At 41.7% G+C, this 13,304-nt stretch carries 9 protein-coding genes and 2 pseudogenes; all 11 read left to right on the top strand.

What is annotated here, in order from left to right:
* Positions 1–75 precede the first annotated feature (75 nt).
* The 11 genes and pseudogenes from LC653_RS31250 to LC653_RS31205 all read left to right on the top strand — a co-directional run bounded on the left by LC653_RS31250 (position 76) and on the right by LC653_RS31205 (position 12,901).
* Positions 76–1,227, top strand: a complete 1,152-nt coding sequence (locus LC653_RS31250) for an RNA-guided endonuclease InsQ/TnpB family protein (protein ID WP_229498507.1) — start codon at positions 76–78, stop codon at positions 1,225–1,227.
* An 82-nt stretch (positions 1,228–1,309) separates the two neighbouring features.
* Positions 1,310–2,221, top strand: coding sequence for a HEAT repeat domain-containing protein (locus LC653_RS31245; protein ID WP_229498506.1), 912 nt, complete (start codon positions 1,310–1,312; stop codon positions 2,219–2,221).
* Between the two features lie 547 nt (positions 2,222–2,768).
* Positions 2,769–2,984, top strand: coding sequence for a hypothetical protein (locus LC653_RS47560; protein ID WP_372478250.1), 216 nt, complete (start codon positions 2,769–2,771; stop codon positions 2,982–2,984).
* Positions 2,985–3,209: 225 nt separating this feature from the next.
* Positions 3,210–3,526: pseudogene (locus tag LC653_RS31235) on the top strand (transposase); the annotation flags it as partial.
* 1,253 nt (positions 3,527–4,779) lie between these two features.
* Entirely contained in the window at positions 4,780–7,857 is a 3,078-nt protein-coding gene (locus tag LC653_RS31230; RefSeq protein ID WP_229498505.1) for a peptidase domain-containing ABC transporter, read from the top strand.
* Between the two features lie 101 nt (positions 7,858–7,958).
* Entirely contained in the window at positions 7,959–9,521 is a 1,563-nt protein-coding gene (locus LC653_RS31225) for a beta-barrel domain-containing protein (RefSeq protein WP_229498504.1), read from the top strand.
* Between the two features lie 26 nt (positions 9,522–9,547).
* Positions 9,548–10,330 carry a peptidylprolyl isomerase gene (locus LC653_RS31220; RefSeq protein ID WP_229498503.1) on the top strand — a complete coding sequence of 261 codons (783 nt, stop codon included), beginning with the start codon at positions 9,548–9,550 and terminating at the stop codon, positions 10,328–10,330.
* Between the two features lie 944 nt (positions 10,331–11,274).
* A pseudogene (locus LC653_RS47985) lies at positions 11,275–11,372 on the top strand (IS982 family transposase); the annotation flags it as partial.
* 479 nt (positions 11,373–11,851) lie between these two features.
* Entirely contained in the window at positions 11,852–12,076 is a 225-nt protein-coding gene (locus LC653_RS31215; protein WP_229498502.1) for a hypothetical protein, read from the top strand.
* Between the two features lie 108 nt (positions 12,077–12,184).
* The gene (locus LC653_RS31210; protein ID WP_229498501.1) at positions 12,185–12,478 is read left to right on the top strand and encodes a hypothetical protein; all 294 of its coding nucleotides are present in this window, start codon (positions 12,185–12,187) and stop codon (positions 12,476–12,478) included.
* Positions 12,479–12,637: 159 nt separating this feature from the next.
* Entirely contained in the window at positions 12,638–12,901 is a 264-nt protein-coding gene (locus tag LC653_RS31205) for a hypothetical protein (RefSeq protein ID WP_229498500.1), read from the top strand.
* The last annotated feature ends 403 nt before the right edge of the window (positions 12,902–13,304 follow it).

Genomic DNA, 13,304 nt, shown 5'->3' with positions numbered 1-13,304 from the left:
GAAACTCAGAGTCTTCAGACCTGAGAGGGAAGCGGCACAAGCGATTTTAATCGCACTCAATATTAATTGCTCTGGATGAGTTATAATACTTTCATGGCTCAATCCATATCTGTTAAATGCAAGCTTATAGTACCCCCTAACTTTTGTGGCGAAATTGACCGCACGATACAGGGGTTTGCCGATGCTTGCAATCAGATTTTGGAAGTAGCAAAACGTGAGAATTGTTGGAACACTACCAAACTTCACCATCTGGTTTACAAGCCAGTGCGTGAAGCAACCGGATTGAAAGCCAACCATGTTTGTCAAGCTATCCGGCGAGTTATTGGCAATGCTAAGGCAGTTAAACAAATCCACAAATTTAGACCCACCTCTCTTGGTTTGGATATTCGCACCTTTGTTTATAAGGAAGAATCTCAATCGGTCGGGGTGACTTTGATGTGTGGGCGAGTTGAATTTAGCTTGTCCATTGGTGGATATCAAATTGCATTGCTGAGGGGTCAGACCCCAACTAGCGCAACCCTGAATAAAACCAAACAGGGTGAATACTTTATCAACTTTGTTGTTGATATCCCAACTCAGCCTACTGGCAAGACTCCCAAAGTAATTGGGGTCGATCTTGGTAGAAGAGATATCGCCACCACTTCTACGGGTAAATCGTGGAGTGGTAGACAGATTCAAAACGTTCGTGACCGTTATAGCAGGGTCAGATCCAATGTTCAATCCAAACGCACTCGGTCGTCTAGGCGACTTTTGAGAAGGCTCTCTGGGAGAGAACGCAGGTTTCAAGAATGGTTGAATCACAATATTTCTAAGCAACTTGAACAAGTTGCTAGAGAACTGAATGCAAGTTTGGCTTTTGAGGATTTGACTAATATTAGACAGTCACTCAATACCAAGTCTAGAAGCAAAGTTGAACGTCGCAGAACTAATAATTGGGCGTTCTATCAACTGCGTTTGTTTGTTGGGTACAAAGCGAACATTGCTGGTGTCCCAGTAATATTTGTGCCACCCGCCTACACAAGTCAAACTTGTTCGCGTTGCGGACATATTCACCCTGCCAAAGGCAAATCTTACCGTAACGGAAAAGTTTTTAAGTGTGGGCATTGTGGATTTGAACATGATGCTGATATAAACGCGGCTAAGAATATTGCTGCTTTGGGGTTGTCTGTAAGCCAGCCCGAAAGTCCGGGGATGACGTGCCAATTGCAAGGACAGATGTCAATGTGAAGGTATATTCGATCTGGGCTAAAGCTCAGTGTCTTTAGACCTGAGTTGCTTACTTAACAATAACGGTGATAGGGAATTTGTCATGAGTCAATCGCTCAACTTTGAAGCTCCAGCAGTGGATGATCCTATCCTGCGAGTGCAAGCTGAAAATGATGATCTCGTTCAGAGGGTAAATGAGCAGATTACACTAGAAACCTTCGATTCTACAGATCAAAAAGTTCTTCAACAACTAGTGGAGGGTTTAGGAGATCCACGGGGAATGGTGCGACTGCGGTTTGCCGAAACCTTGGGTGAAATTGGTGAAGCAGCAACGCCATTTCTCGTAGAAGCACTGGCAAATCATTCCAATGTAGTTGTGCGGCGGGCTGCTGCCAAGACACTCACTATCATATCTGACCCGCGTGCTGTGCCAGACTTGCTTCATGCTTTTCTGAATGATGAAGATAGGGTAGTCAGAAGTTCAGCCGCCGGGGCGTTGGCCAGAACAGGAGAAGCATCTGTACCAGCGTTGCTGGAAATTTTAGCATCAGACGAGCATCCACAGGATATTAAAGGTCTTGCCGCATGGGCGTTGGCGTTTATTGGATCGGAAGCAGCAGACCATTTATATAAAGCATTGAACGCCGCCTCTTTGGATGTCCGATGTGCTGTCATTGGGGCCCTTGGTCATGTGGCGCAAGAGCAGTCAGACGAAAAATCCTGCAACCTTCTGGTTTCTGCTCTGACTGACAAGGAAGCGCTTATCCGCACTGAAGCAGCCGCAGCCTTGGGACAAGTGAATTATCCTCCCTCTGTGCCGCATTTAATTCTGGCAATTCAAGATACCGATTTAGACGTGAGGAAGGCAGCAATCAATTCCCTTGGTAAAATTGGCGATCGCAGTGCATTAAAATCATTACAGCCGCTACTTAATGATGAACAAGAGGTGTTGCGGGTTCTAGCTAAACTAGCGATCGCGCAAATTGAAGGCCAGTCCAAAGCAGATGATTGGTAATGTTCCCGTTCAGCTGCTTGCTGTCTGTTTGAAAAGTATTATTCCTAACATCTAAGCCTCGGAAACCTAACCCCCCTAGCCCCCCTTCCCTACAAGGGAATGGGGGTTTCAAAGCCTCTCTCCGTTTCGGGGAGAGGTTTGGAGAGGGGTTTCTAGTATACTTTGCGACTTTTCAAACATCCTCTAAGAGGGTGTTTATAAATAAAAAATAAAAAGCACCGCAGTCATTTCCCAAAACAGGTATTTTATTGGCTGTGCAATGGAGATTGTTAAACGCTCTGATGACACTTCGATTACAAAGCGTTACCAAATCAACCACTCTTGTAATGGTCATAAAATTACTGACTAGGAAAAATTTGAGAAATTTGTCGAGGTGAATGGGGATAAAACTCAAGTAGAGATGGCTGAACTATGGTCGGGAGAAATTAGCGATGTCTTCTCTTCTTAGGCTTCTCTTTCAGAGACGCTAACGCGAACGCCAACGGCGAGCTTCTCTACGAGACGCTACGCGAACGCTTACGCACAATATCAAGAGCCTTAAATAAAATTGGGTTTACTCGTAAAAAAAACTTATGGTTATCAAGAACGAGATGAAGTTAAACGACAAGAATTTAGAGAAGATATAGCATTATATAAACCAGAGAAAATAGTTTATATAGATGAAGCTGGAATGGATAATAGAGAAGATTATGGCTATGGTTGGAATGCCTTGGGTGAGCGTTTTCATGCACTCATTCATTGGCAGGAGAAAAGGCCGGGTTAATATGATTGCCGCATATTGTAATATCAGGTTCGGTTAAACACTTATAATATTTGTAGGTTGGGGAGCCACTGCGCCCTTGCGGTTTCCCGACTTGAAGCAAGTGGCGTTTGAGGAACGAAACCCAACATTTTATCCTTGTTCATGTTGGGTTTCACTCCCGTTCAACCCAACCTACATTGATAGATTTTATTATAAGTAATCCGACGTACTTGATATAATGGGAATTTATTTGCTCCATTTACTATTGAGGGAGCTTGCAACAGAACGGTATTTGAGACAAGGCTTGTAACTTGTTTAATACCAACGCTAAAGTCAGGACAAATAGTGATTGCAGATAATGCTACATTTCATCGCGGTGGACATATTAAAGAATTAATTGAAGCAGCAGGCTGTCAATTAAAATATTTGCCATCCTATTCACCCGACCAAAACACAAAATTGAGCGGTGCTGGTCATGGTTGAAAAGTCGAATCCGTAAACAGCTAATTCAATTTGACTGCCTTCGGAATGCTATGGAACATGTTCTTCGTGCAGCGTCCTAACCGTATTGGCGGCTGCTATAAATCAACTTTTTTCTAATTTATGGGCCCAATAAGCAGTACCGAGCGATGCCTACGGCGGGCTACGCCTACGCAACGCGCTACGACAAACGCGCTGCAAACTTTCTAGGTGCAATTTATATGGCTGCTTCTGTCATTTAGCTCAATTGATGACACACCCTAGACTTGGTATCGAGGAAAAAGTTTTAGTTACTTTCAGTAGACCGAAAAGTTCTGCGATCGCCACCGGAAAGGGCGGGTACGCAATCGCACTACGGAATGAGGCAAATAGTCATTGTTATTACAGGCATCCTTTCATTTTTTGCACAGCTACTGCCTGATGATCGCTCTTTTTTAGTGTAAAGTCCAGTTTAATATAAACGGAAAATATAAATTTATCATAAAGGTATCTTGACAAATTGTACGTAATTTTACTAAATAAAAGAGGAGCTAATACACGAAAAATTGAGGAGTATTTACTTTGTCTAGATAAACTGCCTTTTAAAGAAATTTTGAATTTAACAGTAGTGTCATGGCGGCAAATGATTTAAGAATCACAGTTAGGTTAATATAAGAGGGAGTAATTACAACACACTTTATAAGACTCCTATTTGATTGCGTGAAAAAACTCGCCCTCAACTCGAAAAGGCTGACTCCCTACTCCCTACTCCCAACCTACGCAAAGAAGTTCAGAAATCAAATCGGATTGCTATATATATCCACTGTTAATTATTTAGCCACAAAAGACGAATAAAGCTTTGTTTAAGGAAGCTTATCAGCACAAGTGTCTTCAGGTTAAACAAGCAGCATATTTGACAGAGTTCAGTTAAATCCTCATAGGTATGCCTTGGAGAGGCTAAAACTTTATCAGAATTTATTCAATCTTCATTAAAGATTTTACGAAGATTATTTAAGTGATTGTGTTGCAGAGGATGACAGCATATCTACCAAAAAGATAGAAGAATACAGTTGTTTATCATGGATACAGCAACAATGAGTTGTACAGAGCATGTCAGGTATACTTACCACTGCTTGCTAACTAGAGTTTGTAGCGTTTCGCCAGCAAATGCATAAATACAAATTTTTATTGATGAAAAAATTTCAAAAGAATGTCATATTGGCGGTTCATTGGACACAACAAGCTTTCAAATTAATCGCAGTAAGTCTAAAAGTGAAGTGACAAGTTTAATTTTCATTTGTCTTTCAATAGTTTCCAGTTCAGTTCAAAAACTGATACTTTGGGTGGAGATGAGGTAATGTCATCAGTATTTTCCCAACAACTGCTAGATCAGCAGATTACCCTTATTTTGGGTGAAAAACTTTCAGAGCAAGAAATCGCTAGCTGCTTAAAACTGGCAGAAATCTTTGAGCCACCAGTGGCAAAGCAGTTTTGGCTAACAACAGCAGCGAACCCAGGAATTTACATCGTTCTGGCGGGAAAAGTTAGAGTGCTGGATAATGAGGAAAACTTAATCACGACCTTGAGTGCAGGGTCATCTTTTGGGGAAGCCACGCTGTTTACACAAGAAGCTTTTCAGCCATATGCAGTTAGAGCCTCGACTAATCTCAAGCTTTGTTATCTCAAACAAGAGATATTGCTTGGGTTGATCGACCACTTTCCTGGGATTCTCGATCGCCTATTTAAACGCGCAGAACTATGGGATTTGATGATGTTATATCGTCAAAACTCGCAACTTCCAAGCAACCCATTGGATGTACCAGGAATACTCAAAGCCTTATCCTTATTTGAGCGGCACAATCTAAGTCTACAGCAGCAAACAATTATACCAAATGATTGCAAGTTATTGCTGTTGCAAAAAGGAGAACTGCGGAATTCTGAAGGTCACACTTTAACACCAGGCAAAATTTATTCAGAGGCAAAACCTGGTGCTTGGCAAGCCACACAACCAGTAGTAGCCTACATTCTCCAAGATTCAAATTGGCAAACAGCTAAAGAGGGCTGGCAGCAACTGTCAGAATTTGTCGAACTCGAAGAGAGAAAAGCTGTTGTTGAGAACCAAAAGACACCTCACAGCAAGTCAAAACCAGAGCGAATAACTTCTTCTGGTAACGTCATTTCTTTTCCCCAACGAGCACCATCGCCAAAACAAAAGCAAAACAAATCTCTGCCTTACTTCCCCAGCCCTAAAGTCAAGGTAAGGCAGGTGTGGGGAAGCCTCACTAAAACCTATCCCTTTTATGCCCAACAAAGTTCCGCAGATTGTGGCGCAGCCTGCTTGGCAATGATTGGTCGCTATTGGGGTAAGCAATTTAGCGTCAATCGCTTACGAGAGCAAGCTAATGTCAGTCGCAGTGGATCTTCTCTAAGAGCTTTAGCCGCAGCAGCAGAAAGCCTTGGTTTTTCAACTCGACCTGTCAAAGCTAGTCTAGATAAATTTGCAGAGCAACCTCTACCTGCGATCGCCCATTGGCAAGGGAAGCATTACATTGTAGTCTATAAAATCACCAATAAACAGGTGATTGTCGCTGATCCAGCCATTGGCCAACTGAGCCTGACCCATGCTCAGTTCAACGAAGGGTGGACTGGTTATGCATTGCTTATGCAACCCACAGCACTTTTTAAACAAGCCGAAGAAGGCGAGGCATCATTGTGGCAGTTTTTTGAGCTAGTCAAACCTTACTCAAAAGTACTGCTAGAAGTTTTCTTGGCTTCGGTACTGATTCAAATATTTGGACTGGTAACGCCCTTATTCACGCAACTGTTGTTAGACAGAGTGATTGTGCAAGGTAGCACAATCACTCTCAACGCTGTCGGGTTTGGGTTGCTGATTTTTGGTCTGTTCCGCATCATTATTAACGGCGTGCGGCAATATCTGCTAGACCATACAGCCAACCGTGTTTCAGTAGCAATGTTGGTAGGTTTTATCAAACATACCTTCGACTTGCCTCTTTCGTTCTTTGAGTCGCGCTACGTGGGGGACATTGTTTCTCGCATCCAAGAAAATCAGAAAATTCAGCGTTTTCTAACAGGCGAAGCACTGTCAATTTGCTTGGACTTGATGACAGTGTTTATTTATGTAGGATTAATGTTTTGGTACAGTTGGCAGATGGCATTGCTCGTGCTATTGATTGTGCCGCCATTTTTCCTGCTAGCACTGTTTTCCACTAGCATTTTGCGTCGTCTTTCCCGAGAGATTTTTACGGCTGGTGCAGAAGAAAATAGCTATTTGATTCAATCCTTAACAGGAATTCGTTCTGTACGGTCAATGGCAATTGAGCAAACAGTGCGCTGGCACTGGGAAGAACTGTTAAACAAACTCATCAAAAAAGGGTTTAGAGCACAAGTTGTTGCCAATCGCCTGCAAATTATCAGTGCAACCATTGAAACATTAATAACTACAGGATTACTTTGGTATGGGGCATCGCTGGTGATTCAAAACCAACTCACCATTGGACAATTAGTCGCTTTCAATATGTTGCTAGGCAACGTCATTCATCCTTTTCAGCGTCTGAGTGTCCTGTGGAATCAGTTGCAGGAAGTCATGATTTCTGCAGAACGCATTAACGACGTGTTGGAAGCGGAACCGGAAGAAGACTTGTTTGCCTCACCTCGTCAGGCTTTGAGAAAATTTTGTGGTCGCATTCGCTTTGAAAATGTGACCTTCCGCTATCACGGAGAAAGCGAGACGAACGTACTAGAAAACCTTAGTTTTGAAATCGAGCCTGAGCAGACTGTTGCGGTGGTAGGAAGGAGCGGTTCTGGGAAAACCACCCTATCTAAATTAATTTTGGGGTTATATCCTCCCACCGAAGGTAAAATTTTAATCGATGATCATGATGTGACAAGTATTTCTCTCAAGTCGCTGCGTTCTCAAATCGGTGTTGTTGATCAAGATACTTTCTTGTTTGGCGGTACAATCCGGAAAAACCTAAGTATTGCTCATCCAGAAGCTTCTTTAGAAGAGATTATTGAGGCGGCGACTCTAGCTGGTGCTAATGAATTTATTCAGAAATTACCGATGGGTTACGAAACCCAAATTGGTGAAGGCGGCGGAATGCTGTCTGGTGGTCAACGGCAACGTTTAGCCATTGCCCGTGCCCTCTTGGGAAATCCTCGTTTCCTCATTTTCGATGAAGCTACCAGCAATCTTGATGCAGAGTCAGAACGGATTATTCAGAACAACTTGAATACTATTCTCAAAAGGCGTACCAGCCTGATAATAGCTCATCGCCTCTCCACGGTACGTAATGCTGACCTCATCCTAGTGTTAGACAGAGGCATTTTAACCGAAAGCGGTACACACGATGAGTTAATTAGCAAAAAAGGTCATTACTACTACCTCAACCAACAGCAACTTGCTCAGGCAGGTTGAGTTGAAGCAAGAAGTTAAGAATCAATACTTTTCTCACGAGTGCTACTTCCGACCTCTCCCTTTTCCCTGCTCCCACACCTCTTCATATTAAAGATGAAGCTATGCCACACCCATCTCTCAATTCATCATCTGGGTTTTCCAAACAGGAACCGGATGAGTATAGAAAATACATCCAGCCAGAAGATAATGCAGAATCTTTTGATCTTCAAAACAAAATAGAGACGCCCAATAAGGCGCAGGATTGGTATTATGGCACTGAAGAACTGCTAGATGCTTTACCACGCCTATGGACGCGCTCTTTGCTGTATGTGCTATTCGGCTTTATTGTTATCATCTTACCTTGGTCAATGCTCTCCAAAGTCGATGAAACAGGGAGCGCTCGAGGGCGCATAGAACCAAAAGGCGCTACCCAAAAATTAGATACTCCAGCTAGTGGGAGTATCACTTTTGTTAGGGTTAAAGAGGGCGAAACCGTAAAAGCAGGACAGGTTCTACTGGAGTTGAATTCAGATGTTCTAAAAACTCAACTCGAACAAGCAAACTTAAAGCTTGAAGGGCTGCAAAATCGGCAAGGTTCTTTAGAAATACTCAAAAACCAATTAATAATTTCTGTGCAGACTCAGAAGCAACAAAACCAAGCTCAACAATTGGCAAAACTTTCTCAAGTTGAGCAGGCACAACAAAATCTGAATACTCTCAAAGCTACTTATAACTTTCAGAACGCGCAACAATTGGCTAAAGTTAACCAGACGCAGCAAGCTCTCGGTTCTGGTAAAGCAGTATATAAAGTAGCCGAGATTAGTTTCCGAGGTGCTCAAGAAAAAGTTCCACGCTATAAAAAAGCCTATGAGGAAGGTGCCATTTCACAAGACCGCTTCAGTGAAATGAAACAGTTAGAAAAAGAAAACTATGAACTTCTTCTCAAAGCTAAAATCGAGATTTCTCAAGCTCAGTCCAGCCTTAAAGAACAACAGAACATCTATCAGAAAACTCTTCTTCAGGCTCAGTCGGAGATCCAACAAGCCTCTCTGCGCTTGCAACAAGAACAACGCAATTATCAAAGCCTAATCCATGCAGGTAAGCTGGCAGAACTTCAAATACAGGAACAACTCAAAGAACTACAAACACAAATAAACTCCCTGAAATCAGAAATTGCTCAAACCAGAAGCCAGATAGTATCCATCAAGATTGAGTTGCGCCAACGAGTGGTGCGATCGCCTATTGATGGTGTGATTTTTGAATTGCCTATCACCAAGGCAGGATCTGTAGTACAAATAGGCCAGAGAATTGCTCAAATAGCACCGGAACATGCTGGCTTAGTACTAAAAGCCAATATGCCCAACACCGAAAGCGGTTTCATGAAAGTGGGAATGCCAGTCAAAATTAAGTTTGATGCCTATCCATTTCAGGAGTATGGCATCGTGGAGGGGAAAGTCAATTGGATTTCTCCTGACTCTAAAACCAGGGAAACACCTCAAGGCAATATAGAAACCTATGAGTTAGAAATCACCCTAAAGCAGCCCTATATCAAAAATGGTGACAAGCATATCCCATTAACTGCTGGACAAACAGCCACTGCTGAAGTCATTGTCCGCCAACGCCGCATGATTGACTACATGTTAGACCCATTTAAGAAATTGCAGAAAAGTGGTTTAGAGCTTTAGTTTACAATCATCAGTGCTTGCTTATCATGTCGAACATTTTGAATATTTCTCAAGAAGATATAATTCACAAGCTTAAACTTTCCTGCCAAATCCCTGGTGTATTGGAAGCTGTTGCTACGGAAAAAATTATCGCCAAAGCAGCCCTAGAAGCAGAAATTACGGTCACACCAGAAGAAATACAGGAGGAAGCAGATAGAATACGGTTTGAGCAAAAACTTGTTAAAGCTGCTGACACCTGGGCATGGCTGAAAAAATATCATCTTTCTCTAGATGATTTTGAAACCTCAATCGAGATCAACATACTCTCTCGAAAGTTGGCACATTTTCTATTTGCAAATAAGGTTGAACACTTCTTTTACCAACACAAACTCAATTATGTTGCTGCCGTTACATATGAAGTCATCTTAGAAGATAGAGATTTAGCTTTGGAACTGTTTTATGCCCTTCAAGAAGGCGAAATCAGCTTTCCAGAAATAGCTCGTTATTACATCCAAAATCCAGAACTTCGTCGTGCGGGAGGATATCAAGGTATTCGACACCGTAGAGATTTTCGACCCGAAATTGCTACTACGGTATTTGCTGCAAATCCACCACAAGTTATCAAACCCATCACTACACAGAAAGGGGTCTATTTGATTTGGGTGGAGGAAATCATTCAACCGCAATTAGACGAACAGATGCGCTTTCAAATACAGCAAGAATTATTTTTTGATTGGTTAAAGGGACAAATCGAGCAACTAGAAATTGTGGTTCAGCTAGGTTCAGATAGCAATTTACAACTATCCCAAGAACGTCTCCCGTCAGCTTAAGCCCATACCAGTTTTCAGTTAACTCTTCGGCTAAACATGTGCAGCCTGGATATTTTGATTCTGAAAGTATTAACAGAGTATAAGAGGATGTCTGAAAAGTTTTTTTGTATACACCTAACCTTTGGAGATCCCCCTAAATCCCCCGTTAACAATTCAAAATTCAAAATGACGCTCTCTACGAGACGCTGCGCGAACGCGGACTCGCTCATAGCGTTGCCATGCCGTTGGCGCAGCCTAAGAAGAGAAGGCTTTACGCTGCGCTAACAAAATTCAAACATTTTAGACATTTTCAGACGAACGCGAATGCGTCTCTAAGAGTTGAGAAGTGCCTTCTCCCAAGGGGAGACGCCAAGGGCGATGCGCGGGTTAAGAGCGTTGTGGCAACTACGTTCGATTTAAACCCCGACTGAAAATGATACTACGTGTAATGGTTGGGGTCTTAACAATACTTGGGTTAAGGATAATTGTAGGTTGGGTGGAACGTAGTGAAACCCAACAAACCCGCGAAAATGTTGGGTTTCGTTCCTCCACCCAACCCAATACGGTTCGGATAAGACTCGATCCCCCCAACCCCCCTTTTTAAGGGGGGCTAAAAATGGCTCTATTTCCCCCTTTTTAAGGGGGACTAAGGGGGATCTTTAAGGCCTATGCACCTTAACCGAACCGTATTGCCACCCAACCTACGCAGTTTATGGTTTTTGGCGCTAACTGAACTGTATTGGGGGTCTTAAACCCTTTGATTTCCGATAAATTGGGGGACTTTAACTAGTTCCGTGGGTTTAAGTCCCCCGGTTCAATAAAAATTTTGTTTTGTGTTGGGGTTAAATCCCCATTACAAAACAAAATTTACGAAAGCGTTGCGGGGCGAACGCGAGTGCGTCTCTAAGAGTTGCCCATTACGAATTACGAATTACGAATTATTAATGATCCTAGATGTGAAGTAAATTATCACAACGGCATTGATTGTAGCAATCTTCTTTAATGGTAATCATAGCAAGGCTTGGCCTATATAAAAGACGATGATTTAATTGTAAAAGTGTTATAAAAATCACAATTTTGTCGTCAATTACATAGAATTTTAATGGGAGCATCCCAATTTTGCACAAAGGTGTAAGTTAAAAGCGAATGAAGCGATAGCGTAGTGTTCGCGCAGCGTGTCGCAGACAAGCAATCGCAAGATATGGGATTGCTTCACTCCACTACGTTGCGTACCCTGCGGGAACGCCTTGGGCGAACGCAATGACAATTCATAACGTGGTTTTGATATAACTTACACATTTGGGATGCTCCCATTTTAATGTTAATCAACGATTTATTTTATCAAATAAAAATGATGTCGATAACCAGCAATTTGCATTAATATAAATTTTATTTTATTGCTTACGGCAATAAAATAAAGTTTATGTAAAACTACTATTTATTGATTTTTAATAGTGTTATTATTCTTTTGTCACAAAAAATAAATTCTAGTGGCACAAAAGCAAACAAGTTAACTTTACTAATTCTTAGAAAAGTAAAATCATGATTATCAATGATCTTTCTCATGTAGAAACCGTTCTTGAAGATAAGAACATTCAAGGTGGATTAGCAATTGCAGAAGCTTTCTCTGGTGGATCTGCTGTTGGTAACTCCTTGGCTGTCACATCGACTTCCACTTTTACCTCTGCTTTTTCAAAGAGCTTCCGCTTCAGAACGTTTAACTCAGCTAGTTCTAGCTCTAGCTCTCAATCAGTTTCTGCGAACTAAATATGCCCTAGTACTACAGTGTAGCACAGTGCATTTAAGATAGAAAAATTGCTGAAAGTTTTTTACAACTTTCAGCGATATATCTGTTTGCCAAGAAGAGCTTTATTTATGGAACGATTAAGAATTTTCGATCTCAGTTTTTGTGAAAATGAAGTTTCCGATCTTAGTCAAGTACAAGGGGGACAACTTGAAACTGGTTTAGCAGTTAGTTTTAATGCTGCTAACAGGAGCAATTTTGATTCAAGCTTCTCAGTTCAGAGGACTGGTTTAACTAGTGCCAATATTTTAGCTAGTGGTGGTGGTAGCGCTAGTGGCGCTGCTGCTGGTGCTGCTGCTGGTGCTGCTGCTTTTGGTGCTGCTGCTATTGGTGTCTTTGCCTCTACATCTGCAACAGCTTTTTAAAGCTTGTATAACCAAATTTTAGGTAGCCTTTATTGGCATCTCCATAAAAGCCGCTTAGTTTAAAATCTATTACCTAGAAGCCACGACGAAGATCATGGTTTTAATTAGTAGATTGTACACAGACAATAATCCTAAATAGGAAGTTAACAAAAGGAAAATATGGTGAAAATTCGTGATTTAGACTGCCAGCAGGGTTACTTAGAATCTCTAAATGATGTGAAAGCCGAAAACTTAGTTGGAGGCGAGGGTGCTGTAATTCTACTATCTACAACTGGAACCTTACTTATTGCCGACTACACAGGACGTAATGAGATACAAGCTAGTAATGCTAGTTTTGCTTCAATTACAGGATCTTTCTCTAATCAAACAGTACAGGGTGGAACTTTGATTCAAGGAACAATAAGACCAGTAAGACCACGTTAGCCTCAAATGCCTTTTTTCAAGTTTAGCAATAAAACTTAACGGAAGTCTTCTGGTCGTTAGAGTATGTTTGTAAATGCAAACATACTCTAAGAGGTTGTTTGAAAAGTCTTCTTGTCGGTATCAAAAGTTTTAGATCCCTCTAAATCCCCCTTAAAAAGGGGGACTTTGACTCCTATACCCCACTTCTTAAGGGGGGTATAGGGGGGATCAATAATTACCTAAAATCACAGCCAAATACTTTTCAAACAACCTCTAACTCTATAGTCAAATAAAATAACAATTCGCTTGTTTGGCACTTTGGCTTGAGAGGATGTTTGAAAAGTCATGATTGATGTATCAAATATTTTTTACCCCACCCTAACCCTCCCCTTATAAAGGGGAGGGAACGGGATTTTCTTGTTTC

Origin of the sequence: Nostoc mirabile CHAB5784 (genome assembly GCF_020829645.1) — a bacterium.
In the GTDB taxonomy this organism is placed as follows: Bacteria; Cyanobacteriota; Cyanobacteriia; order Cyanobacteriales; family Nostocaceae; genus Nostoc; species Nostoc mirabile.
This window is presented reverse-complemented; position numbering and strand designations above follow the sequence as displayed.

Bases quoted from the DNA above. Each gene is read 5' to 3' on its own strand.
- LC653_RS31250 (WP_229498507.1), top strand. From the start codon at position 76: ATGAGTTATAATACTTTCATGGCTCAATCCATATCTGTTAAATGCAAG.
- LC653_RS31245 (WP_229498506.1), top strand. From the start codon at position 1,310: ATGAGTCAATCGCTCAACTTTGAAGCTCCAGCAGTGGATGATCCTATC.
- LC653_RS31230 (WP_229498505.1), top strand. From the start codon at position 4,780: ATGTCATCAGTATTTTCCCAACAACTGCTAGATCAGCAGATTACCCTT.
- LC653_RS31225 (WP_229498504.1), top strand. From the start codon at position 7,959: ATGCCACACCCATCTCTCAATTCATCATCTGGGTTTTCCAAACAGGAA.
- LC653_RS31220 (WP_229498503.1), top strand. From the start codon at position 9,548: ATGTCGAACATTTTGAATATTTCTCAAGAAGATATAATTCACAAGCTT.
- LC653_RS31215 (WP_229498502.1), top strand. From the start codon at position 11,852: ATGATTATCAATGATCTTTCTCATGTAGAAACCGTTCTTGAAGATAAG.
- LC653_RS31210 (WP_229498501.1), top strand. From the start codon at position 12,185: ATGGAACGATTAAGAATTTTCGATCTCAGTTTTTGTGAAAATGAAGTT.
- LC653_RS31205 (WP_229498500.1), top strand. From the start codon at position 12,638: ATGGTGAAAATTCGTGATTTAGACTGCCAGCAGGGTTACTTAGAATCT.